The sequence below is a fragment of the Sulfurimonas sp. HSL1-2 genome (assembly GCF_039645565.1).
Classification (GTDB): domain Bacteria; phylum Campylobacterota; class Campylobacteria; order Campylobacterales; family Sulfurimonadaceae; genus Thiomicrolovo; species Thiomicrolovo zhangzhouensis.
Window position 1 is genome coordinate 1,843,912 of the sequence record NZ_CP147914.1, and the last position, 23,097, is coordinate 1,867,008.

Below are 23,097 nucleotides of genomic sequence, written 5' to 3' on the forward strand. Positions count from 1 at the left end.
TTTTTATGGACTTCCTCTTCAATTCCAACGTACAGTTCTACCTGCTGGCTTATTTCGTAGGCGGTATCCCCTTCGGACTGGTCCTGGCCAAGTTCTTCGCCGGCGTCAACATCAAAGCGAGCGGCTCGAAGAGCATCGGCGCGACGAACGTCCTGCGCGTCGTCAAAGAGACCAACCCCGCCCTCGCCAAGAAACTGGGGATCGCGACGCTGCTCCTCGATGCCCTCAAAGGGGTCGTCGTCTTATTGATCGCGAAAGCATTCGGCATGAGCGAAGCGGCCCAGTGGGCCGTAGCCGTCCTGGCCGTCGCCGGCCACTGTTTCAGCCCCTACCTCTGGTTTGAAGGGGGCAAAGGGATCGCGACGGGCATGGGCGTCATGCTCGTCATGCTGCCGCTCGAGACGCTGATTGCCCTGGCGGTCTGGGGGATCATGGCCAAAACGGTCCGTATCTCCTCCGTCTCGTCGCTGACCGGCGTGCTTGCGCTGCTCGTCTCCAGCTTCATTCTCCACCCGGAGATGGCGCACGCCCCGGTCATCCTGATCGTCGTGCTGCTCTTTTACAAACATATCCCCAACATCGTCCGTCTCGTCAAAGGCGAGGAGAAGCGCGTCGTCTGATGACCATCGAGATCCGCGCCCTCACCTTCGACTGCATCATCGGCATCCTCGATTTCGAGCGGGTCACCCCGCAGCGGGTCATCGTGGACACGCTTATTGACTATGACTACGACGGGGAGCAGTTCCTCGACTATGCCGCCGTTGCGGAGCATATCAGAACACGGATGCGCGAGGGAGAGTTCGCCCTTGTCGAAACAGCGCTCCAGGTACTTACCGATACCCTCAAAACATCATTTCCCGTTATAAAAAGCCTCGCTATCACCATCGCAAAACCCGACATTCTCCCCGACTGCAGGGTCTCTGTCACAAAAAAATCCAATTTTTAAAGAAAATTGAAAAAAAGTTTAAAATTTTCTAAAACTGTGCTATACTTCGCGAAAATTTTCAACAGTTAGAGGATTAATGCATGCGCATTTTGATCATTGAAGATGAGATCACACTCAACAAAACTCTTGCCGAAGGGCTCAAAGAGTTTGGATACCAGAGCGACGTCGTTGAGACCCTCAAAGACGGTGAATACTACCTCGATATCCGCAACTATGACCTGATTCTGATGGACTGGATGCTTCCGGACGGAAACAGCATCGACATTATTCCCGACATCAAAGCCAATACACCGAAAACGGCCGTCGTCGTCCTCTCCGCCCGTGACGACAACGAGAGTGAAATCGCCGCGCTTCGCGCCGGTGCGGACGACTTTATCCGCAAGCCCTTCGACTTCGACGTCCTCGTCGCCCGCCTCGAGGCGCGCCTGCGCTTCGGCGGCAGCAACATCATCGAGATCGAAGACCTGATCATCAACCCCGAAGAAGAGAAGATCATCTACAAAGAGAAAGAGATCGAGCTCAAGGGCAAGCCGTTCGAGGTCCTGACGCACCTGGCGCGCCACCGCGACCAGATCGTCTCCAAAGAGCAGCTGCTCGACGCTATCTGGGAAGAGCCGGAACTCGTCACGCCGAACGTCATCGAGGTCGCCATCAACCAGATCCGCCAGAAAATGGACAAACCCCTCAACATCACAACGATTGAAACCGTACGCCGCCGCGGATACCGTTTTTGTTTTCCGAAAGAAGCATAAGAAACCGGTTTCTTATCCAGCTCATCGTCGCTTCGGCGGCGCTGCTGATCATCTTCTCCTCCATCCTCTATTTTTACATCCGGCAGAATATTTACGACGAAAAACAGCTTGAAATGCTGCAGTTTGCAAAGAATATCACTGCGTTTCAGTCCCTCTCCGACACGATGAGCAACGACACCGACCCCCTGCTGGGCGTCAGCGTCGAACTGATCCGCTACGATTCATCCGATACCGAACCGCATTTCTTTGACGATAGCAGCGAGGGGCGCGACTACCTGATCCTCATCTACCCCTTCGAGCAGGCACAGCAGACCTATCTCAAGGTTTCCAAAGATATCAGTACGATGAAAAAGCTGCTCAAAAAGATCCTGCGTTCGATCTTTATCATCAACGCCATCGGCTTTTTCATCATCGTCCTGTATGCCATCGCCCTCTCCAAGATGCTGATCATCCCCATCCGGCAGCTCAGCCACCGTCTGTCCAACATGAACGAGCACCTCGTCCGGCCGATCCGCGTGGAGCACCTGCCCGAAGAGTTCGAACCCCTCGGCATCACGATCAACCGCCTGCTTGGACGGATCCAGAACTTCGTCAAATACCAAAAAGAACTTTTCATCGGTGCCGCGCATGAACTCAAAACCCCGCTGGCGGTCATCAAGCTCAAAAACCAGGTCACCCTGATCAAAAAACGCAGTCCCGAAGAGTATATCGAGGCGATCAAAAAGACCAACGAGACCGTCGACGAGATGAACAAGATCGTCGCCGACATTCTCAATATCGGGCGCCAGGAGGGGGCGCAGCTCGAAGCACCGGTACGCCGGGACATCATAGACATGCTCCGGCGCAAAGGGGAGGATTTTGCCCTGCTGGCCCGTGCCGAACAGAAAATACTCGAATACGACCTCCAGCCCGCAACCTACGAAGCGACGATCCAGGAGGGGCTGCTTAACCAGATCCTGCAGAACTTCCTGCAAAATGCCGTCAAGTTCACCCCCGAAGGGCGTAAAGTCACCTTGACCAGCCGCGCCGAGGGTGAAGACCTCGTGATCAGGGTGATCGACGAGGGGTGCGGGATCGATGACAGCGTCGACCTCTTTGCCCCGTTCAAGCGCCTCGGCAACAAATCCGGCGTCGGGCTGGGACTCTTCCTGGCCAAAAGCGCCGCCGATGCCATGGGGGCGGAGATCTCGCTGCGCAACCGGACCGACGGTGTCGACGGCACGGAAGCGATGCTCATCCTCCGTGCGAAGCTCTGCTGCCCGCTTCCCCTGCCAAAGAAAAAATAGGGCGTACTTTCCGCCCTATTTATCACGAAATCTAATCTCTACAACACCTTTCGGGCGAATACTTTCCGCTTCAAATTCACCAAAGGTTTCTTCTGCTATAACTCGCAATTAAATTACTGACGCTAGCGCGTCAAAGACAAATGAGGTATGTATGTCCCTGCTGATCAACGATGAATGTATCGCCTGCGATGCCTGTAGAGAAGAGTGCCCGACCGAAGCGATTGAAGAGGGGGACCCGATCTACATCATCGACCCCGACCGCTGTACCGAATGCGTCGGTACCTATGACGAACCGGCGTGTATCGCCGTCTGTCCGGTCGACTGTATCGTCCCGGACAAAGACAACGTCGAGACCGTCGCCGAGCTGAAGTTCAAACACGACCAGATCATGGCCGAATACGAGGAGTAAACACTCCTGTTCCCGATCCCTCGGGGTCGGGAATCTTACCCCCTGTGTGCCTGTACCGCAGCTGCCGCCCCTCTGCTTTTCAGGACAAAGTACCCCCACAACGTCACGCCGTAACCGAAGATACTCAGCATAACGACGCCTATTGTCACCGATTCAAAGAGCGCCTTATGGGCAAAGCTGTCGGGGATCATGTGCACGAGGATAATCGAGAGTGCCCCCTTCATCCCGCTGAAGGTGAGGATGAACCACCCCTCGAACCCCACCGGTTTGATCAGATTGAACCGGTGGCCGAAGAGGGCGAACTTCGCCATGGAGAGTGCCCGGATCAGCGTCGTCGCGGCGAACATGGCAAGGATCTCGTACCGGTAATACCAGAGCTGTTCATAATCGACCATTTCCGCCAGGGTAAAGAAGATCATGACCGTCGCTAGGTAGCCGAACTCCTTTGCCATCTCGAAAATATACTCCAGGCGCTGTTCCGTCGTCGCCTGATAGCCGCCGAAACGGAGCTGATGATAGAGCTGCTCAAGCCGGTAACTTTTCGTTTTGCGCGCCTCACGGGCTTCGCTGCGCCGCAGATCGGCATCGATCCATGCCTTCGTGGCAATGATGGCCGCGATGAGGGTCAGGATCCCGCTGACGTGCAGCTCTTCGCCCAGCACGTAGGCCGCATACCCTTCGACGACGAAGATAAAGAACTCCCCGCGCTGGTGCTCGACCAGCTTCATCAGCAGGTAGAACCCGAACCCCATCGCGATCCCGAGGCCGAGACTGACCGCGAAGACCCGCAGCGCGTCGAACGAAGCCGCTGCCGGGTCAATCGACCCGTTCAGCATCCACGGCAGCCCGACGAAGAAGAAGGCGATGACTGCCGTGGCGTCATTGCCGAGCGATTCGCCCTCGATCAGCACCTTGAGGTCGTGACCGATCCCCTCGAAGCGCGACAGCACCGACTGCACGCTCACCGCATCGGTCGCCATGTTGATCGCAAACAGCGCCACATAGCCACCCAGGCTCAGCGGGGCGAAGAGTTCCAACTGGTACAGGCTCGCTCCCGCCGCGATGGAGAGCGCCACGGCGAAGACCGCCAGGTAGAAGATTTCGAAGCCGAAACGCCGCACATCCGCAAAATGCAGGTGCAGCGCATCCCCCATAAAGATGAGCGGGATACAGAGCAGAATCACGGTATCGAAGTGGAGCCGCAGATCGAGCGGTACGGCAGCGGGCAGCAGGTGGTAGACGAGGTAGGAGCCGATCAGCAGTAAAAAGACGGCGGGGACCTTCAGACGGTCGGCCAGTGTATCGGAGATGACAACCACGGCCAAGAGGGTGATCAGCATGATTTCGGGGGCAAAAGAGTGCATGGACCTTCCTGTTTTCGCCATTATAGCGTGTCAACCGGGCGCCTGAAGCCTGCAACAATGAGGCCCTTGCCCGCCTCTTGGCGGACTCTGAGGCGGATTTTTGTATAATCCGCTCAAAAAGGCTCACTTATGGCGAAGCGCACCGCGATCATCGATATCGGGTCCAACTCCGTACGGATGGTCGTCTTCGAAAAAAGCAGCCGCTTTGCCTTCTCCCTGCTGCATGAGTCCAAAAGCCGCGTCCGGATCAGCGAAGGCGCCTACGCGGCCGGCGGCACCCTTCAGACCGAGGCCATTGAACGCGCCATGAAAGCCCTGGGGGAGTTTTTGAGCATCGCCCGCTCCTACGGCAGCCGCAAACTGCTCTGCGTCGCGACCTCCGCCGTCCGCGATGCGCCCAACCGTGCCGACTTCCTTTCCCGTGCCAAAAAGGAGCTCGGCCTTCAGATCAAGGTGATCGACGGCGAGAAAGAGGCCTACCTCGGCGGGGTAGCGGCCGCCAACCTTCTGCCCTCCATGGCGGCCCGTACCATTGACATCGGCGGCGGTTCCACGGAGTACGCCTGTATCGCGTCGGGGAGTGTCATGCAGAGCGCTTCGCTCGACCTCGGGACCGTCCGGCTCAAGGAGCTTTTCTTCGACCGGGGCGACGTCGAGGGGGCCAGCGCCTACATCGATGCCCAGTTCGCCGCGATGCCGCCGGTGAGCAGTCCGATCGTTATCGGGATCGGCGGGACCTTCCGCGCCCTCGCGCAGATCATCCAGAAAAACCAGGCCCATCCGATGAAGAAGCTGCATGCCTTCACCTTCGGCGCGGATGCCCTGATGGCGCTGGGAAAGAAGATCGTCGCCGCGCCGGACGACGCTTCGCTCAAACAGCTCGGGGTGAAAAAGGAGCGCTACGATGTTATCCGCCCCGGGACGCTGATCCTCATGCGCTTCTTGCAGCATGTCGGCTGCGAGACCCTGGTCACCAGCGGGGCGGGGGTACGCGAAGGGCTCTACCTGACCGACCTTCTGCGCCACAACCGCCACCGCTTCCCGGAGGGGTACAACCCCTCCCTACGCTACCTGCTTGATTGCCATACGATCGAAACGACCTTCTCCAACCAGCTTCCGACCGTGGCCATGCGGCTCTTTGACCTGCTGCAAACCCCCATGGAGCTGCCGGCAGAGAGCCGCCGCCTGCTCAAGATCGCGGCGCAGCTGGCCAAAGTCGGTGCTTCGGTCCATTTTTACTCCTACCACAAGAACAGCCAGTACCTCGTCGAAAGTGCCCTGGAGTACGGCTACAGCCATGAGGAGATCATGACCGTGGCGGCCCTTGTCCGCTACCACAAGAGCCGCAAGATCGCCAAGCCGTTCCAGAGCGACTACCAGCGGCTCCTGCCCAAGGCGAAGATCCTCAACCGCCTCAACCTCCTGCTGGCCCTGGCCGACGCCCTGTTGACCCACCGCCCGCGCAACATCGACTTCACCCTCTCGCTCGACGAGGCTGGGGCGCTCCACGTACGTGCCGCAGAAGGGACACACCTCTATCTGGCAAAAGAGCAGATCGAACGCCTCGGGATCGAGAAAGAGCTGACGGTATCTATCGATTAGGCACGGCCGCCTGGCCGTGTTGACAGTCGGGACGCGGGAGGTTAGAAGCGCTGACCGATGGTGAATTCGAAGTGGGAGATCCGGTCGTCCGTTTCCGGGTTGATCGGGTTGGCGAAGACCAGCTGCAGCGGTCCCATCGGTGAGAACCACTCCAGCGACACCCCGTAGCCGCCGCGGGAGAATTCCGACAGTGAAGAGGTACCGATCCACCCCCAGTCCAGGAAGGTCGTCAGGCGCATCTTCGCTTTCGGGGCGAGCGGGAAGCTCAGCTCCGCGTTGTTCGAGAAGGTCTGCTTCCCGCCGATCCGGACGTTGTCGCCGGAAGTGGCATTGTAGTAATACGGCATTGAATAGGACTCGTACCCGCGGACTGAATTGAGCCCTCCCATGTAGAAGCGTTCCGCCAGCGGCAGGTAGCCCGTATCGCGGGCGAGGTAGTAGCGCGCCTTGTAGCGGAAGATCAGGTCGAACCCGAGCCACTCGTCCAGCCCGTTGTACTTGCTCAGCTCCGTCCGGCTTTTGACATAGTCCGCCTGGGCCCCGAGACCGGCGCGCTCGATACTCTCCGAGACCGCCCACCCGCGCCGCGCGACGTAGTAGTCATCCGTGTTGTCGAAACTCATGGCGACCGAGACGGCACTCTTCGCATAGCTCTCGAAGAAGCGCTGCTGATCCTGGGTGTAGAGCGACAGGTTCGCGTCTTTGTAATTGACGTTGGAGTAGGTGTAGTTGAGGAAGCCGGAGATATAGCGGCTGAAACGGTGACCTGTCCCCAACGACACCCCGTCGGAGTGGGTCGTATAGTCGTTATACTGGAAATCGCTGTAGAAGATCGAGAAATTTCCGCTGAAATCGCTGTCGTTGAGGCGCGGGTTGGAGATATTGAACGAGTAGTTGTTCGAACGCTGTGAACGCTCGAGGCGCAACCCGACATTGATCCCCGATCCGAAGATGTTGCGGTCGCTGACGCCCACGCTGAGCATGAAACCGCCGTAGCTGCCGTACCCGCCCCCGAGCTGGATATTGCCCGTCGGTGCTTCTTTGACCTTGACGACCAGGTCCATGGAGTGGTCGTCGACCCGTTTCTCCTCGATCGTGTTGGCGTCAAAATAGCCGGTACGCCCCAGGGCATTGCGCGAATCCTGCAGGTCCGTCAGCGAATAGAGGTCGCCCGGCCCCAGGTAGAGTTCCCGGCGGACGATACGGTCAAGGGTACGGTTGTTCCCCGCGATCACGACGTTGCGGATCCACACCTTCTCACCCGGGATGATACGGTAGATCACCTCGAGGGTACCCTCTTCCTTGTTCTTGCGCAGGTCGGGAAGGACGCGGACATAGGCGTACCCCAGGTCCGCGATCTTCGTCTTGATGCGCTCCGAATCCTCACGGAACGTTTTGATGTTAAAGGGCTTTTCCGTTTCCAGGGTGATAACGTCGCGCAGTACGGCGTCGTCGATGACGTGGGTCTGCTGGTGCAGCTCGATTGCCTTGGTGATGTAGACCTGCCCCTCGGTGACCTGGTAGCTCATTTCGGCCGTATAGTCGTCAAAGTCGATCCGGGTGAACGGGGCATCGACCTTCGCATCCATATAGCCGTGCTGCATGTAGGTGTCGCGGATCCGCATCGGGTCGTACTGCAGCTGGTCGAGCATCATCTTTCCGTCGTTGCGGCCCCAGAACCACCCCATGAACTGATGCTCTTTGTTGGCGATGTTGTCGTCGAAAGTACCGGGGTCAAGCCCCTCGACGCCGCTGAAGCTCAGTTTTTCGATCAGGATCGTCTCCCCCTCGTTGACGACGAAGGTGACGCCGACGGAACCGTTGTCAAGGTGCTCGGTTTCGATCTCGACGACGGAGTCGATCTTCCCCTCCTGCGAGAGGTTTTCGACGATGCGTTTCTTGGCCGCCTCGAGTTTTTTGGGATCGTAAAGGGTCCCTTTTTTGAGCTGGACGACATCGCGCAGGGTGTCCTCGTCCTTCTCTTTCCAGCCCTTGAGCTCGATGCGTGAAATGACCGGTTTTTCTGTGAAATGGAACGTCAGCGTGCCCGCCTCGAACGTGGCGTAGATGTCCGTAAAATAGCCCTGTCCGAAGAAGCGTTCGATGGTTTTGTCGACCTTCTCCGTTTCCAGCGGCGCTTCCGCTTTTTGCACCAACAGCTGTTCGGCCACCCCTTCGGAGATGTGGACCAGCCCTTCGAATTGTACTTTTTCAACGGTTTCGGCGGCGAACGTAAGCGTCGAAACCGTCAAAAACACCGCTATCAGTGCCGACCAGTGTTTCATCAGAACCCTATTTGCATATATTTTCGTGTTTTTAAAAAGAAGGATTCTACCAGCCCGCAGGTTAATAGGACGTAAAAAGGCCCCTCTAATCCTGCGGGCGCTACAATTAGCGCGACATTAAGGAGGCGTAATGACATTGGGAATTATCGGACTGGGACTGATGGGCGGCTCGCTGGGAATGGACCTGCGGCAGCTGCCTTTCGTCAATGAGGTGATCGGACACGACCACAACGCCTCCCACTGCGACACGGCATTAGCGATGGGACTCGTTGACAAGGTCGTCGATTTCGACACCCTCTTACAGTGCGATACCATCTTCCTCTCCGTCCCTGTCGACGGCATCATGGCCATTCTGCAGCAGATGCCCGGCCGTATCAAGGCGGACGCGACCGTCATCGACCTCGGCAGTACCAAGGCGCGTATCGTCGAAAGCATCCCGGAGCCTATCCGCCGCAACGTCGTCGCCGCGCACCCGATGACCGGTACCGAAAACTTCGGCCCCCAGGCGGCCATCACGGGACTTTACAAGGACAAAGTCGTCGTCCTGTGCGACATGGACGAGTCCGGAACGCGCCAGCAGGAGACGGCCGTGCGCCTCTTCTCCGGACTGCACATGCGGCTGCACTACATGCGCGCCCACGATCACGACCGCCACGCCGCATTCATCAGCCACATGCCCCACGCCATCTCCTACTCCCTGGCCAACACGGTGCTCAACCAGGAGGACAAATACAACATCCTCGCCCTGGCTGCCGGGGGTTTCCGCTCCATGAGCCGCCTGGCAAAGAGCTCGCCCAACATGTGGGAGGATATCTTCCGCCAGAACAAAGAACACCTCCTCGAGGCAATCAACCTCTTCGAGGATGAGCTCAGCGCCATGAAAAAGGCGATTAAAGAGGAGGCGTGGGACGAAGTCCACAAGCGCCTCGAAACAGGTAAGAAGCTGCACGAGATCATCTGATGACTGAAACGAATACGATCCTCCCGCAGAACCTGCAGGATCTCATTGCCAACCTCTCCTATGTGCAGGCCGTACCGCTCGGGACCCAGCAGGGTATCCCCTTCGTCGCCGTCAAGGTAGCGGACAGCAACAGCAGACTGCTCGAGGACAACGCCGTCACCTGCGAGTTCAAACCCTCCATCTTCAACGTCGACTACAAGGGGCATACCCTCGCACTCTGTATCGTGCAGTTCCGCCTCAACGGCTCCGACCGCCACATCTTTACCGCCAGCTACGACCTGCATAACGACAAACAGTACAGCGACTGCCACGACCTCCTCGCCATGACCCAATACGGCCTGCTCGTCGCCACGGCCGAGGTGCACACGTTCTTGCAGTTCGATACGAACTTCGCCGCTGCTTTCAACCCGCAACAGGTTTTGGCACAGGCACGCTCCGCCGCCACCGATTACGACCCACTGCTCTTCAGCGAGGTTTCCTACGGTCTGACGATGCAGGCCGATACGCCTGCACACCTCTGGGAGTACCTGGAGACAATCGCCCCCGCCATGCACCGCTGGTACGCCCGGATGCAGCTGGAATCCGAAAAGGTCGAATGAACGCCTTCGACGTCATCGTCGCCGGCAGCGGCGCCGCAGGCATGATGGCCGCCATCGTCGCGGCCCGCCGTGGCAGAAGGGTGCTGCTGCTTGAAAAGCTCTCCAAACCCGGTGCCAAGCTCAAAGCGACCGGCGGCGGCCGCTGTAACCTCACCAACACCCTCGACAATGCCGCATTTATGGCCCGTTTCGGCCGCGACGGCCGCTTCATGACCCCGGCACTGGACGCCTTTGACCACAAAGCCCTGATCGCTTTTTTCAATGAGATCGGCGTCGAGACCCACGCTCCCGACGGCTACCGGGTCTTTCCCGTCACCCACAGTGCGGAGACGATCCTCTCCGCACTTGAAAAGGAGCTCGAACGCCTCGGTGTCGAGGTACGCTGCAAGCAGAAGGTCGTCACCGTCGAGCATAACGGCGAGCGTGTTACCGGGGTGACGACGGAAACAGACACCTTCACCGCCCCCCATGTCGTTCTTGCCACGGGGGGGCTCGGATACCCGCAGCTCGGTGCCGAAGGGGACGGCTACGCCCTCTCCGAGCAGGCGGGCCACACTGTCACCGCGCTCTACCCCGCCATGATGCCGCTCAAGACCAAGGAGAGCTGGGTAGAGCACTGCCGCGCCGATACGATCCCAAAGGTCACCATCAGGGTCGACCTGAAAAAGGCGAAGAAACTGCGTGCGACCGGGGACCTCATCTTCACCAAGAGCGGCATCCGGGGCCCCGCCGTCCTGGACTTCGCCCGCGACGTCACCCCGCTGCTGGAGACCTACGGCGAGGTGCCGCTGCTGATCAACATGACGAAGGGGATGAGCGAGGACGACCTCCTCAAACACTTCAAGGCGTACCAGGGCACCCATCCCGACGCAGTGACGATAGACCTTGTCATGACGCTGCTGCCCGAAGCCCTCTCGCTGCAGCTCTGTGCCCTCGCCCACGCCGACCCGCAGGCGCGTTTCGGCAAGCTCGACGGTAAGGTCCGCAACGACCTCATCCGGCTGCTCGCCTGGACCCCGCTCACCGTCACCGGCCACGACGGTTTCAAGATGGCGATGATCACCCGCGGCGGCGTGTCGCTCAAGGAGATCCGCCCCGAAACGATGGAGAGCAGGCTGCTCAATGGACTCTACTTCTGCGGGGAGCTGATGAACCTTGACGGCCCCTGCGGCGGCTACAATCTGCAGTGGTCCTTCGCCAGCGGCTACCTCGCCGGGCATCTCGGCGACACGCCGGCAACGGCATAGCCACCCCCTGCGTCACCGCCACTTTTAGGAGACGCTTTTTTCTTTTTGTGTACACTTGAAGATAAATCAGTCCGTAGAAGGATCGTCAAGAATGGCATCGAAGTGGTGGGAGCGCGCCGTTTTTTACCAGGTCTACCCCCGCAGTTTCGCCGACAGTAACGGCGACGGGATCGGCGACCTCCCCGGTATCATCGCGAAACTCGACTACCTGCAGTGGCTGGGCATCGGTGCGATCTGGCTCTCGCCACACTACCCCTCCCCGCAGATTGACGTCGGTTACGATATTGCAGATTTTACGGCGGTCGAGCCCGCGTACGGAACAATGGACGACTTCGACCGCCTTCTCGATGCCGTCCATCAGCGGGGGATGAAGCTCATCCTCGACCTGGTCCTCAACCACACGTCCGAGAAACATCCATGGTTTTTGGAGTCGCGCTCAAGCCGCGACAACCCGAAACGCGACTGGTACATCTGGCGCGACGGCAAGGAGGGTACTCCACCCAACAACTGGCAGTCAGAGTTCGGCGGCAGTGCATGGGAGTATGACAACGCGACAGGGCAGTGGTACTACCACTACTTCCTCAAAGAACAGCCCGACCTGAACTGGCGCAACCCCGAAGTCAAACGCGCCATGTTCGGCGCAGCCCGTTTCTGGCTGGATAAGGGCGTCGACGGTTTCCGCCTGGACGCCATCAGCACGCTTTTCGAAGAGAAGGATTTCACGCCTCACACCAGCCACTACAGTGCCGTCGATGCCCTTCGCAGCAACTGGCTGCACGGCATTGACGGGTCGACCCTCTCCTACGATGCGATCCTCGCCGACCTCTTCAAATACCAGCGCAATCACACGGAAAATTTTGAGCTGATCGAAGAGTTGCGCCGTCTCGTCGACGAATACGAAGAACGTTTTCTCGTCGGCGAGACCTCCGACCTTCGCTTCCTGGGCAAAGGAGACGACAGGCTGCACAGCATCTTCGATTTCGATCTCCTTTACCAGCAGAACCTGAGTCCGGATATCGTCAGAAAACTCTTGATGCACTGGGGCGGCAAAGCACCGCAGGGCAGCCGTATCGGCAATACCCTGAACAACCATGACCAATCGAGAATGGCGGAGCATTTCGCCCCGGACGACCTCCGCCGATGCCGCAGCGCCATTGCCGTGACTCTCTTCCTTGAAGGCATCCCTTTCCTCTACTACGGCGAAGAGATAGGTATGCGGGACTATACGATTGAAAGCCTCGACGAGCTGCGCGATCACGTCGGCCATGTCTACCGTCGCCTGCGACAAGAGGACGGTGTCGGCGAAGATTATATCCTCAAGGAACTCGGCACGTTCTCCCGGGACCGCTGCCGGACCCCGATGCAGTGGGACCGTTCCCCCAACGCCGGCTTCGCTCCGGCCGGCGTGAGGACCTGGCTTCCGGTACATGGCAACTACCTCGCAGGCGTCAACGTGGCCGACCAGACCGCCGACGCCGCGTCGCTTTTACATTTCTACCAAAAGCTGATCCATATTCGCAGTACCAACAGGGCGCTGCAGACAGGTACTTTTGCGGACCTCGACCCTACAAATGAAAAATGCCTCGTTTTCCTGCGTGAAACCCCCGCGCAGCGTTGCCTGGTCATTATCAGTTTTTCACCGGAGGAAGCGTGCTTCTCCCTTGAAGCGCAGGGCCGTCTCCTTTTCGACGGCATGCAAAACGGCGTGCCGCTGACGGCGGGGCCCTACACGCTCGCCCCCTTCGGTATCCTGATCGCAGAGATCGAAGAGCTTGGCCCTGTGTCCAACTGTTCATCCTTTTCAGCTATGGTGTAAAGGAAGCCACTTACACCGTTCGTACTGAACTTGCATATTCAATTATTCTGGTTTTTTACATACCACTCTACACTATTACAGGAGGGTAGTCACATCTCTATTGTTATCACAGAAGACATCCACATTCTGGCCACGGATCTCGACGGGACCTTTTTAGAAAGCGTCAACAGAGAAGACGATCCGCTATACCGCTACTTGCACGACCATCCGAACATCATCCTGGTTTTCAACTCCGGAAGGAATATCGAACTGATCCTGCCGCTGCTCGATGACATGTCCATCCCCACCCCCCACTACATCATCGGAGACGTCGGTGCATCCGTACTTGACGGTGCGAGCCTGGAACCTATACAGCCGCTGCAGAACAACATCTCGAACCGGTGGTACAAGACCCTCGATTCCATCGCGGATCTGCGCGACCGGCTCGAGACGCTGGAGCGCCAGGACCAGCCCCAGGAGCGCCGCCTCTCCTACTACGTCACGAGCAGCACCATCCCCCGGGAGCTGGTCGACGAGCTCGCCACCCGCGAGTGCGACGTCCTGCACTCCAACGAGATCTACCTGGACATCCTGCCAAAAGGCACCAGCAAAGGCTCCACCCTCGAAGCGCTGGTGCAGCACCTGGGCGTCCCCAAAGAGCGCGTGATCGTCGCCGGGGATACCCTCAACGATCTGAGCATGTACCAGCACGGTTTCAAAGGCGTCGTATTGAACAACGCCGAAACCCCGCTCAAAGAGGCGGCCAGCCAGATCGAACACGCCTACTTCTCCAAGGCCCCGGGCACCCACGGTATCCTCGAAGCGATGCAGCATTTCGGCATTGCCGAGGCGGAAGAGGTGCCCGAGGCCCCTGTCCCGGCATACGGTGACGCCGATCTCGTGATGGTCTACCACCGCCAGCCCTTCCTGGAAGTGGTAGAGAACGGGCGGGTCGTCCGCAAAAAACACACCAGCCCCAACGGTATTCTGCCGACCCTGCTGGGCTTCTTCGCCGACGGCGTCAAGGGCTCATGGGTCGCCTGGTCCAAAACGGAGAGCCGCACACCGGAGGGGTTTGAGAAGTATGTCGAGGTGGACAGGGAGCGGTACGCGCACCTTCGGGTCTGCCGCGTGCCGCTGACCGCGCACGACGTCAAGATTTTTTACGAGGTCTTCTCCAAGGAGGCCCTGTGGCTTCTATTACACTCGTTCCATGAAAAAGCGGTCTTCAACCACGCGCACTGGAAGCATTTTTGCGAAGTGAACCGTATCTTCGCGGAGAACACGGCAGCCGAAGCGGCCGAGGGGGCCGTCGTCTGGATCCACGACTACAACCTCTGGATGGTGCCGGGCTACCTGCGGCAGCTCCGCCCCGATGTCAAAATCGCCTTTTACCACCACACCCCGTTCCCGGCGGCGGACATCTTTAACATGTTCCCCTGGCGTCGCGACATCATCAACTCGCTCCTGCAGTGCGACTATATCGGTTTCCACATCCCCCAGTACATCGACAACTTCGTCAATACCGTCCGCTCCAACACCCAGATCGAAGTCAACTCCCGCAAAAGTGCCGCACCGCTGTTCAAAACCTACGGCTGTGCCATGGGAGTGGACGACTACGCCGACTCCTTTACGACCGAGCTCAATACCGTCCGCCTCGGCGCGCACCCCGTCGGCATCAACTGCGACTATATCGAACAGCTCACGGCAAGCGACGATGTCCACTCCCTCTACCGAAAGATCCGCGACGAGATCGGCGACAACAAACTCATCGTCTCCATCGAACGCACGGACTACACCAAGGGGCCTGTCGACAAACTCAAGGCCTACGAACACTTCCTGGAAACCCACCCCGAAATGCGCGGGAAGATCAATCTCTTCATGGTCTGTACCCCGCCGGCGAAGGGAATGGCGATCTACGACGAGATTACCCAGGATATCGCCTACCACGTCGGGCTCATCAACGGCCGTTTCGGCACCTACAAGTGGACCCCGATCAACTATGTCAGCCGGGTCATCCCCTTCGAGGACGTCGTCGCCTACAACTGTGCCGCGGATATCGGCTGGGTGACGCCGCTGCGCGACGGGCTGAACCTGGTCTCCAAAGAGTATGTGGCGGCCCAGCACGCCATCGGCGGCAAAGGGGCCCTGGTCCTCTCCGAGTTCGCCGGGGCGGCGGTGGAGCTGCACGGTGCCTTCCTGGCCAACCCCTACGACCCCGTGGAGATGAGCGACACCCTCGCCCAGGCACTCCACGCCCCGGAAAACGAAAGGATCTCCCGCCTGCAGCGGATGTCAAACATCATCCACCGCTACGACGTCAACGCCTGGGGGCAGGATTTCCTCTCCAGCGTCACGGAGACGGACTGAGCCTTCCGGACGACGGCCCCCTGATCGTTTGCCGGGGGCCGGCCGACGGGTATCGGGGCAAAACATATTCGTAAGCTGGACAGAAAGATGCAATCTTTTTTGGCATATAGCATAAGCGGAAATGGGTGAGTGTAATGAAAAGATATCTCGGCTCCTTCACCATCGACGTCTACGATCTCGGCGGAATTATGGAGACTCGTATCAATGGTGAGGCCCGGTGGGTCGTCGAACAGTATATCCGTACTATCAGCGATATTGCGGATGTGGAACCTCTTAGTATCGAGCAGCGCGTCTCCGACGAACACATCGACGAAGAGCTGGACCGGTACCGGAATCTGCAGTTTTCGTTCGTGATGTCCTCCGGCGAAGAGCACCATGTACTGTTTCGGGAGCTGTTCAGGCGTTTAAGGGACATCGACACCGGTTGCATGGCCAATGTCGAACTCGAAACCTATTTTGACGTATAAGCGGATAGGCAGGGCATTTCGGAAAAGGCCGCCTTACGGCGTACCGAACTCTTTGATGACGAGGTGATCCGCACTGCTGTCGGCAGGGTTGTAAAGTGCATTCGTCGATCCGACGGCCATCCCGGATGACTCGGCCCTGACCCACATACTGACGGTATGGTTGCCGGCCGAGAGTCCGTCGAAGATCCCCGTGATCGTCGCCGGATGCGAGGGAAGACACCCCTCTTCACCGTACTGCAGCATCGTACGGGCAGGTCCTCCCGACGAAGGCGTGTCGTCGACCCTCAGTTCGAAAACAACCTGATCATCGGCAATGACCCCGACGCAGATACGGCCGTTGTACTGAATCTCCAACACCGAGGCGTCCTGCTGTTTGACATAGCTTCCCATATCGCCTATTTTGACGAACTCCCCGACAAACGTCCCCGTCAGAGGCGATGTCGTCCGGGGAACGGCCAGGGTGCTCCATCCCAGCAGGCCGGTCGCCGCGATGGCGGCGCTGTTCACCGAGATGCGGCCGTTGTTGTCGTTGATCTGCGTCGTATGCTCGCTGAAATTGGCATTGACCTCATCGGCAACGGCCGGGGTATTGGCGACAAAGGTGTTCATGGCACCGACCTCCCCCGCCTGGAGCAAAACACTTGACAAGAGCAGCGCTGCCGTATGCATGACAACTTTCATGGAAGCTCCTTCTTCTTTACCCGACGGCGCTATTTGAATACGCTGCCGAGCATCCCCTTGATCGCCTGCTGCACGTCCGCCGGGTAGACGACGAACTTGCCGTTTTCGCTTTCGCTCAGTTTCTCCAGCGCGGCGATGTAGCGGTCGCCGAGGAGGAACATGGCGGGCAGTTCGCGCTCCTGGATGGATTCGGAAATACGGGCGATCGCTTCGGCGGAAGCCGTGGCCAGCGCCACCTGGGCCTGTGCTTCGAGCTTGGCGGCCTCGAGTTTCCCTTCGGCTTCCAGGATGGCCGCATTCTTGTTCCCATCCGCCATCGTCACGACGGCACGGCGTTCGCGTTCGGCAGCGGCCTGCTGTTCCATCGCTTTTTGCATGGAGGGGCTTGGGCTGATATCCTGGATCTCGACGGACTTGACCGTCACGCCCCAGTCCGCGACGTCGTCGATGATCTGCTCTTTAAGACGCGCCTTGATCATGTCGCGGTTGGAGAGCGCTTCGTCCAGCTTCATCTCCCCGATAATGGAACGAAGCGTCGTCATGACGAGGTTGATGATGGCCATACGGAAGTCCTCGACCCCGTAAACGGCATCAGAAGGGCGCGTGACACGGATAAAGGCGATGGCGTTGGTGAGGATGACGGCGTTGTCCATCGTGATGACTTCCTGCTGAGGCACATCAAGGATGATATCCCGCGTCGTCATCCGCTCACGCACGCTGTCGATGTAGGGGATGATGAGATTGAGCCCCGGGGAAAGGGTCCGGTAGAACTTGCCCAGCCGCTCGATGACCCACTCCTCGCCCTGCGGGACGACCTTTATCCCTTTGTAAAGGGTAACGATGATGACGACGGCGAAGACGCCGATAATGTAGAGTGATACCATTCAATCCTCCTTCAGGGGGGTCACTTTGATCAGCTGGCCGCTGACGTCGACAATCTGCACCTTCGTCCCGACGCTAAGCGGTTCGTCGGCGAAGGCAGGCCATTCGCGGTTGCCCAGTACGGGAATGTCGAAGAGCACTTTACCCCTCTGGGGCGGTTCGATCCCCTCGGTGACGGTCCCCTTCGTGTCGACCCTGTAGGAGGCCTGTCCGCTCTGCGTCACGGTCTTCTGGCGGATAAAACGCCACCACCCCACGATAAAAAGTGTCGAAAGGATCGACCAGATCAGCAGCTCGGCAGAGAAGGAGAGATCAAAGAGATAGGCCAGCGTCCCCGTCAGGATCGCGGCGACGCCTATTCCCAGCAGCAGGAAAGTGAGGGCCATCGTTTCCAGGCCTATCAGCACCATCCCCAGGATAACCCAGTGCCACCACAGTACATTTGCATTCAACCAGTCAAGCATACGTCACTCCTCCGTCTTCACACAAGTATAGCGAATAAACCCGTAGGGCGCTGTCATCAATGTGCTCTCTGTTCCCCCCGCTTTAACCGGCCGAGCAGCGTGGCGATTTCTTTATCGTCGGGCGCATCCGCCCCTTCGTAGAGATGCTTTTCCACCGCTTCCGCGCTCTTTTTCGCCTCGGGATCGTCCAGATGCCCGAAAAGTGCGACCAGCGCCGCGCGAAGCGAATCGACTCGGACCCGCGTCTCTTTCTCTTTTCGCCGCATCAAAAGCAGTGTCGCTGCGACGCCGAGCACGAAACCGGCGGCGACCCCCGCCGCCAGACTCCAGATCGTCATCGTCTCCTCCTTCGTGTTTGTCCGCTTCACTTTGGGTTCAGTCTCGGCGCGGACATGGACCGGGATCGGCAGTGACGACGCCGTGACGACGCGCTGCGTCGCCGGGTCGAAGCTGCGGAAGCTCACCGAGGGGACCGTAAAATCCCGCTCGCCGACCAGGGCAAAGGTCCGGTTCACCTCATTGCTGTAGCAGCCGTCCCGCCATGCGGCGTTCTCCGTATGCCCCTCGTCAAAAACGCTGACCCCGGCAATCGCCATCCGCAGCGGTTCCGCCGTTTCCAGATTGCCGCACCCTGAGAGCGACAGGGTCAGGTGCACGGGTTGACCGCGCTCTGTGGCATTGCGGTCAATGACGGCCTCCAGCCGGAAGGCGCCGACTGCCTGAACCCCGCCCGGGACGGGGTGGGCAAAAAGCGTTATGGGTTCGAAAAGGTGCTGCTGCCATGCCACCGAGGGCATCCACTGCCCCCACGCATCCTTCGTGTAGGTGCGTTCGGCGACGTTCATCGCCGCCGTGCCGGTCGAGAGCTCCCCGCCCTGCATCGGGACGATGATGTAGCTCTTCTCCCACACCTCCGCCCCCGCTTCGTGCCGCTCTTCCGCGTGACTCTGCAGGACCTGGAAATGTGCCAGTTCCGGTGCCGCGAAACGGAAATCGATCCCCTTGTCCGACGCGGCGTGCGCAAAACGGTAGACGAGCCGAAGCGGTTCACCCTGGAAGACTTGGCGTGAAGAGCTCTCGACCGTCAGCTCATAACCCGAGAGCGTACTGACGGCCACCAGTAGACAAAGCGCCTTACCACGGAACGACATGGTCGCCTCCCCCGGCGCGCTCCGGCGTGATCTTGTAGAGGTGCGTCCGGCTCTGCCGCTGCAGCGACTGCCGCCACATCGCCGCCTCGTAATCACTCAGCGCGGCCGTTTTCGCTTTGCCGGAGGCTTCCGAAGGCCTCGCCTCATTCCCTTCGGGCGTCTCCGTCTGCGCGGAAGCGTTCTGCGCACCGTTCGTCGGCGACGGTGCCCCCGAAGCGTTGTGGTCCCCGCCCGTGCCCGTCGCCGCCGCTGCCGTACGATGGCGCTCCGCCTGCACCAGCCGCATCAGACGTCCGCGGACAATGGCCATGTTTTCCCGCGTCTGCGAGTCATTTTGGAGGTAGAGCGCCTTCTGGTACACCTTGATGGCGGCTTCGAGATTTTCCCTGCCCCCCAGCATCGCCCGGGCATTTCCCAGGTTATGCAGCGTCGAAAACTGCAGCATCCGCTCCTTGCTGCGGATCCGTTCCCACAGCGCGGCCGCCGCGTCGTATTTTCCGGCACGGTAAAGGGCGTGTGCGCTGTCGTACATCGCCGCCGGGTCGTTGCCGTTATGCACCCCGTAGCGGTAAAAGGCGCGGGCGGCCCGTGTATAGTCCCCCTGTTCATAATACCCTTTCGCGGATTCAAGCAGTTCGTAATCAAAAGGCTCCGCCCGCAGCACAGCGGCATTTCCGGACAGCAGCACGCCCAGCAGCAGTGCGGGGGGGACGGCCACCCGTTCGCGGCGGCTCATGGAGGCGTTGGCCAACAGCAGCAAAAAGAGTGCCGCTCCCAGCGGCAGGATGTAGAGCTGGCCGTATAGGCGGATCTCCTTGACACCCCTCTCGCCCCCTCCGGCATGGCGGCGGAGCTCGGAAAGCAGTGCCGTGACGTCACGGGAACCCACCGTCATGTCAACATAGAGGCCGCCCGTGGATTCGGCCAGGGTGCGCAATGAAGGGTTCAGCACCGTCCGGACCGGTTTCTCCCCCTGCATGACGGGTTTGCCATCCTGTTTCAGTACGCCCCCTTCGACCGTGCCGATCCCGAGGATATAAATGTGGAGCTTCTGCGCTTGGGCGTAAGAGACCGCCTCGGAGAAATCGCCCCTGTCGCCCCCGTCGGTCAGCAGCAGCAGATTTTTGCGGCCCGGCTCCCCCATCACCCCGTTCGCCGCGGCCAGCAGCGCCATGATATCCGTTCCCTTCTCGGCATAGGCATCAGGCGTAAAATCATTCAAGAGCTCTGTCAGCGCCGTCCTGTCCGCCGTAGGCGGCACCACGGCATAAACATCGCGTCCGAAGGCGAGTACCCCGATGCGTTCCCGCTTCGCCCGCGCGACCAGCGCAAGCAGTTTCGCTTTCGCGACGGCGGCGCGGGAGGGGTAGACATCCTCCGTCTGCATCGAGGCCGAGATGTCGACGGCAACCGTCAGCGCCTCGTCCGGGGCCTTGACGACGGCCGTCGCCTCGGTAATGACGGGCTGGGACATCGCCGCGATCAGCAGGATGAAAATGAGCAGGTAGATCAGGTTGCGCTGCCGGAGGCTGAGGCGCTTTTCGTTCACCCGCAGCCGTTCGAAAACGGGGCCGGAAAAGAGCTCCGCCGCCGGCTCCTTCTGGGTCAGAATAAAGTAGAAGAGCACCAGAACCGGCGGCAGCATCAGGTAGAAAAACTCGGGGTGGAGAAAGGTCATCCCAGCCTCCGGTTGCGCAGGTAGACGTAGAGCAGCAGCGTCATAAAGCCGGCAAAGAGCGGGTAAACGTAGTAGTACTCCTTGACGATCAGAACCGGCGGGCGCTGGGGCGACTTCTCCAGGGCGTCGATCTGTGCGTAGACGTCAGCCAGGGATGTAGTGTTCCGGGCCGTGAAATAGGCGCCGCCGCTCTCTGCTGTCAGCGTTTTCAGCACTGACTCCTGGGCGGCGGGCGCGTCCTCGGGCGCGTCCCCGACAACGACGGCATAGAGGCGTACACCGTCTTTGAGTGCCACCCCCCCGACGACGTCGCTTCCCACCGGGGCCCCCGGCGTGTTCCGGCCGTCGGTCAGGACGACGACGATCTTTTCAGTGCTCTGCACGTCATGCAGCGAAACGATCCCCCTGGCCATCGCCTCATAAAGGGCCGTGTATTTGCCGGCAATGCCGACATAAAGCTGCCCGATGATCTTCGAGAGCATCCCCATGTCGGAGGTGGGCGGTGCGGCTGTGAACGTGTGGGTGCCGAAGACGACGAGGCCGACGCTGTCGCTGCTGCGCTGCGCCACAAACGCCTGCAGGATCTCCTGGACCGCCTCGAACCGGCTGCGCGTCCGGTCATCCGGGTCGAAATCGCCGTTGCGCATGGAGGCACTGGCATCCACCACGAGGCTGATCGCGTACCCCGGGGCGCTGACGGGCTGGTAGACCTGCTCTTTCACCGGCGACATCAACGCGACGAGCAGCAACAGGATCGAAGCCCACTTGAGCAGCCAGAGCCAGAAAGAGGGTTTGAGCGTGACCGCGGCGAAAGCGGCGAGGTGCGGGAAGTAGAAACCCTGGTGGCGCAGGCGGCAGAGCGCCTCGCAGGCCAGAAAGATGAAGAGGAAAGAGATGACTTTCGGGAACTCGAAGAAGATCCCCTCAAACATCGATCATCCCGAGATAGATCCTGAAATACGCTCGGGTCTCCTCGTCGATGGGCGGCACCGTTTTGCGGAACTTGTAGGGCTCAAGGCGACGTTCGAGATTTTCGAAAGCCTCCTGCAGACGCGGGGAGTCCGCTGCGAAACGGCGGCCGAGGCGGGAAATAGCATACGCAGCCTGCTTCGCGTCATCCAGATCGACCGCCTCGAGGGCTTTGCGGCTGGCGCGCCGGGTATTTTCCCTTCGCTCCTCGCAGTAGCGGCGGATCAGCAGGTAGAGGACGAGCAGCAAAAAAAAGAGCACAACGGCTGCCGCGGCCGCCAGGTAGTAGGGCGTATAGTCATGGATCTCGACCAGGGGTTTGATGTCATGCAGCGGGATATCGTCTGAACGCATTATCTCCCCTCGAAAAGGCGCCGGAGTTTGACGCCGATATGATCATCCGTATAGATCTTCGTAAAGCGGATGCCGTCTTTGCGAAGCTGCTCGTACAGGGCATGGTCGTGTGCGCGGACCTTCGTTTCGTAATCATGGACGGTCCGGGTATTGAAATCCCCCTCGAGCAGCATCCCGCTCTCGGGGTCGCGCAGTGAGGCGAAACCGAACGGCGGCGGATGTTCCTCGAGACGGTCGCGGACGATGATGCAGACGACCTCATGCTTCTTCGCCAGCAGCCGCAGCTGGGGAAGATCGAAGAAGTCCCCGACGACAATGAGCAGCGAACGGCGGCGGATACGCTGGTAGAGCGTCTTCGCCATCGCGTCGTAATCGCTCTTTTTCCCGACCGCCTCGAAGGCGTCCACCTTCTGCGTCAGCTCGGAGACGGCGTAGCGGTTCTTCGTCGGGCGCCCTTCCTCGTAGAGGCGGTCCGCAAAGAGCATGTAGCCCAGCGCGTCGCTGTTGTACTGCACGGCATATCCCACCGTCGCGGCGATCTCGGCCATCACCTCCTGCTTGAAACGGTGCTGCCCGAAATGGACGCTGCCGCCGAGCATCATCGCGACGACGACGCTGAGCTCCCGCTCTTCGCGGAAGATCTTGATGAAGGGGGTGCGCATCTTCGCCGTGATATTCCAGTCGATATGGCGGATGTCGTCGCCGGGCATGTACTCGCGCAGCTCGATAAAGTCATACCCCTCCCCGTGGAAGATGGAGGGGTTGTTGCCGATCAGCTCGCTGAAGACCTGGCGCCGGGCCTTGACGAGGATACGCTGGACCGTTCCCATAAGAC

22 protein-coding genes are annotated in these 23,097 nt (G+C 59.5%); 12 read left to right on the forward strand and 10 right to left on the reverse strand.

Annotated elements, in window-relative coordinates:
- The first annotated feature begins 5 nt into the window (after positions 1–5).
- The 5 genes from plsY (at position 6) to WCX18_RS09500 (ending at position 3,393) form a co-directional block, all read left to right on the forward strand.
- Positions 6–620 (forward strand): glycerol-3-phosphate 1-O-acyltransferase PlsY, encoded by a 615-nt coding sequence (plsY, locus tag WCX18_RS09480; RefSeq protein ID WP_345987350.1) that lies wholly within the window; start codon positions 6–8, stop codon positions 618–620.
- Positions 620–946, forward strand: coding sequence for a dihydroneopterin aldolase (locus WCX18_RS09485; protein ID WP_345987351.1), 327 nt, complete (start codon positions 620–622; stop codon positions 944–946). The genes plsY and WCX18_RS09485 overlap by 1 nt, the downstream gene beginning before the upstream one ends.
- Before the next feature lie 80 nt (positions 947–1,026).
- Positions 1,027–1,698, forward strand: coding sequence for a homeostatic response regulator transcription factor HsrA (gene hsrA, locus WCX18_RS09490; RefSeq protein ID WP_231018853.1), 672 nt, complete (start codon positions 1,027–1,029; stop codon positions 1,696–1,698).
- Positions 1,677–2,984, forward strand: coding sequence for a HAMP domain-containing sensor histidine kinase (locus WCX18_RS09495; protein WP_345987352.1), 1,308 nt, complete (start codon positions 1,677–1,679; stop codon positions 2,982–2,984). Before hsrA ends, WCX18_RS09495 begins: the two co-directional genes overlap by 22 nt.
- Before the next feature lie 151 nt (positions 2,985–3,135).
- Positions 3,136–3,393 (forward strand): YfhL family 4Fe-4S dicluster ferredoxin, encoded by a 258-nt coding sequence (locus WCX18_RS09500; protein WP_345984924.1) that lies wholly within the window; start codon positions 3,136–3,138, stop codon positions 3,391–3,393.
- 35 nt (positions 3,394–3,428) lie between these two features.
- Here the strand turns inward: WCX18_RS09500 and WCX18_RS09505 are convergent, their stop codons facing one another.
- Positions 3,429–4,757 carry a cation:proton antiporter gene (locus WCX18_RS09505; RefSeq protein WP_345987353.1) on the reverse strand — a complete coding sequence of 443 codons (1,329 nt, stop codon included), beginning with the start codon at positions 4,755–4,757 and terminating at the stop codon, positions 3,429–3,431.
- A 129-nt stretch (positions 4,758–4,886) separates the two neighbouring features.
- Here WCX18_RS09505 and WCX18_RS09510 point away from each other — a divergent pair, with 129 nt between their 5' ends.
- A complete protein-coding gene (locus tag WCX18_RS09510; protein WP_345987354.1) occupies positions 4,887–6,359 on the forward strand; it encodes a Ppx/GppA phosphatase family protein in 1,473 nt (490 codons plus the stop codon).
- Between the two features lie 41 nt (positions 6,360–6,400).
- On the opposite strand, the gene bamA is transcribed toward WCX18_RS09510, so the two are convergent.
- Complete coding sequence (bamA, locus tag WCX18_RS09515; protein ID WP_345987355.1) at positions 6,401–8,644, reverse strand: outer membrane protein assembly factor BamA; 2,244 nt, start codon at positions 8,642–8,644, stop codon at positions 6,401–6,403.
- A 130-nt stretch (positions 8,645–8,774) separates the two neighbouring features.
- Between bamA and WCX18_RS09520 the strand changes: the two genes are divergently transcribed.
- From WCX18_RS09520 to WCX18_RS09545, 6 genes are all read left to right on the forward strand, one after another.
- On the forward strand, positions 8,775–9,605 hold the full coding sequence (locus WCX18_RS09520; protein ID WP_345987356.1) for a prephenate dehydrogenase: 831 nt from the start codon (positions 8,775–8,777) through the stop codon (positions 9,603–9,605).
- A complete protein-coding gene (locus WCX18_RS09525) occupies positions 9,605–10,204 on the forward strand; it encodes a hypothetical protein (RefSeq protein WP_345987357.1) in 600 nt (199 codons plus the stop codon). Before WCX18_RS09520 ends, WCX18_RS09525 begins: the two co-directional genes overlap by 1 nt.
- The gene (locus WCX18_RS09530; protein ID WP_345987358.1) at positions 10,201–11,451 is read left to right on the forward strand and encodes an NAD(P)/FAD-dependent oxidoreductase; all 1,251 of its coding nucleotides are present in this window, start codon (positions 10,201–10,203) and stop codon (positions 11,449–11,451) included. The genes WCX18_RS09525 and WCX18_RS09530 overlap by 4 nt, the downstream gene beginning before the upstream one ends.
- A gap of 91 nt (positions 11,452–11,542) precedes the next feature.
- Positions 11,543–13,267, forward strand: a complete 1,725-nt coding sequence (locus WCX18_RS09535; RefSeq protein ID WP_345987359.1) for an alpha-glucosidase — start codon at positions 11,543–11,545, stop codon at positions 13,265–13,267.
- A 30-nt stretch (positions 13,268–13,297) separates the two neighbouring features.
- Positions 13,298–15,616 carry a glucosylglycerol-phosphate synthase gene (ggpS, locus tag WCX18_RS09540; RefSeq protein ID WP_345987360.1) on the forward strand — a complete coding sequence of 773 codons (2,319 nt, stop codon included), beginning with the start codon at positions 13,298–13,300 and terminating at the stop codon, positions 15,614–15,616.
- Positions 15,617–15,750: 134 nt separating this feature from the next.
- Positions 15,751–16,083 (forward strand): hypothetical protein, encoded by a 333-nt coding sequence (locus WCX18_RS09545; protein ID WP_345987361.1) that lies wholly within the window; start codon positions 15,751–15,753, stop codon positions 16,081–16,083.
- Positions 16,084–16,116: 33 nt separating this feature from the next.
- Here WCX18_RS09545 and WCX18_RS09550 read toward each other — a convergent pair whose 3' ends face one another.
- From WCX18_RS09550 to WCX18_RS09585, 8 genes are read right to left on the reverse strand one after another with little or no spacing between them, the layout of a single operon-like run.
- Positions 16,117–16,764 (reverse strand): hypothetical protein, encoded by a 648-nt coding sequence (locus tag WCX18_RS09550; RefSeq protein ID WP_345987362.1) that lies wholly within the window; start codon positions 16,762–16,764, stop codon positions 16,117–16,119.
- A 29-nt stretch (positions 16,765–16,793) separates the two neighbouring features.
- Complete coding sequence (locus WCX18_RS09555; RefSeq protein ID WP_345987363.1) at positions 16,794–17,648, reverse strand: SPFH domain-containing protein; 855 nt, start codon at positions 17,646–17,648, stop codon at positions 16,794–16,796.
- Positions 17,649–18,110, reverse strand: a complete 462-nt coding sequence (locus WCX18_RS09560; protein ID WP_345987364.1) for an NfeD family protein — start codon at positions 18,108–18,110, stop codon at positions 17,649–17,651. It abuts the gene before it with no gap.
- 56 nt (positions 18,111–18,166) lie between these two features.
- Entirely contained in the window at positions 18,167–19,261 is a 1,095-nt protein-coding gene (locus WCX18_RS09565) for a hypothetical protein (RefSeq protein WP_345987365.1), read from the reverse strand.
- Positions 19,245–20,939: a VWA domain-containing protein gene (locus WCX18_RS09570; protein WP_345987366.1), complete on the reverse strand. Its 1,695-nt coding sequence runs from the start codon at positions 20,937–20,939 to the stop codon at positions 19,245–19,247. Before WCX18_RS09570 ends, WCX18_RS09565 begins: the two co-directional genes overlap by 17 nt.
- On the reverse strand, positions 20,936–21,871 hold the full coding sequence (locus tag WCX18_RS09575; protein WP_345987367.1) for a VWA domain-containing protein: 936 nt from the start codon (positions 21,869–21,871) through the stop codon (positions 20,936–20,938). Before WCX18_RS09575 ends, WCX18_RS09570 begins: the two co-directional genes overlap by 4 nt.
- Positions 21,864–22,262 (reverse strand): hypothetical protein, encoded by a 399-nt coding sequence (locus tag WCX18_RS09580; protein ID WP_345987368.1) that lies wholly within the window; start codon positions 22,260–22,262, stop codon positions 21,864–21,866. Before WCX18_RS09580 ends, WCX18_RS09575 begins: the two co-directional genes overlap by 8 nt.
- Complete coding sequence (locus WCX18_RS09585) at positions 22,262–23,092, reverse strand: DUF58 domain-containing protein (protein ID WP_345987369.1); 831 nt, start codon at positions 23,090–23,092, stop codon at positions 22,262–22,264. Before WCX18_RS09585 ends, WCX18_RS09580 begins: the two co-directional genes overlap by 1 nt.
- Between the last annotated feature and the right edge of the window lie 5 nt (positions 23,093–23,097).